The organism is Arthrobacter sp. JCM 19049 (genome assembly GCF_001310435.1).
Window position 1 is genome coordinate 1 of record NZ_BAXF01000640.1, and the last position, 1055, is coordinate 1055.

At 67.5% G+C, this 1055-nt stretch carries 1 pseudogene; it reads right to left on the reverse strand.

Features of this window, described 5'->3' with window-relative positions:
- Positions 1 to 49: 49 nt before the first annotated feature.
- Positions 50 to 977 (reverse strand): annotated as a pseudogene (gene pstC, locus JCM19049_RS15165) (phosphate ABC transporter permease subunit PstC).
- Positions 978 to 1055 lie beyond the last annotated feature (78 nt).

Genomic DNA, 1055 nt, shown 5'->3' on the forward strand with positions numbered 1-1055 from the left:
CTGGCGGAGCCGGAGGTGGACTTTGGCTGTGGGGTTTTGGTCAGGCTCATCAGTTCGCTCCCGAGAATTCCTTGTGGCGGGCGATGATGGCCCGGGCAATCATGTTGACCACCAGGGTGATCACGAACAGCACCAGGCCGGCGGCGATCAGCTCAGCCAGTCGCAGGCCGAACGCCTCCGGGAAGTTCAGCGCGATTTCCGCGGCGATGGTCTGGTTGCCGGACTGGATCAGCGACGGGATCAGCGCACCGGTGGACAGCACCAGGCCACCGCCATCGTTCGCCCAGGGCGCGGCCCAGGCCCAGCATCACCGCGGAGATGATGCCGGGGCGGGCGAAGGGCAGCACCGCGGTGGTGATCATTTCCCAGCGGGTGGCACCCAGCGCCAGGGCGGCCTCCTCATGCAGCTTCGGGGTCTGCAGGAAGATTTCACGGCACAGCGAGGTGATGATCGGCAGCACCATCACCGCCAGCACGATCCCGGCGGTGAGCATGGTCTTGCCGGTCTGGCTGGCCGGGCCGCCGAAGATCGGGATGAAGCCAGGTTCTCTGCCAGCCACTGGTAGCCGGGCACCAGGGCCGGGGCCAGCACCAGGTAGCCCCAGGCGCCGTAGATCACCGAGGGGATCGCGGCCAGCAGGTCGATGACGTAGCCCAGCGGGCCGGCGATCGAACGCGGGGCGTAATGGGAGATGAACAAGGCCACCGCGATGCCGATCGGGGTGGCGATCAGCAGGGCGATCGCCGCGGCGATCACGGTGCCGATGATGATCGGGAAAATGTAGGCGAAGAAGCCCTCGCCGCCGGAGATCTCCGCCGGGTCGGCGGTGAAGGTGGGCAGGGCCTGGATGAAGAGGAAGACCGCGACCGCGAACAGTCAGCAGGATCAGCACGCCCGCGGACAGCGCCGCGGTGGAGAAAATCCTGTCCCCGGCGCGCCCGGCGGTCGAGCCGCTCTTCAGGGCATTGGTGGTCATGGGATAAGCCTTCTAGTGGGGTCGTATGCCGGCGGGTTTACCGGCGCGAAGGAGGTTGGAGGGGTGTGGCGCGGGCCG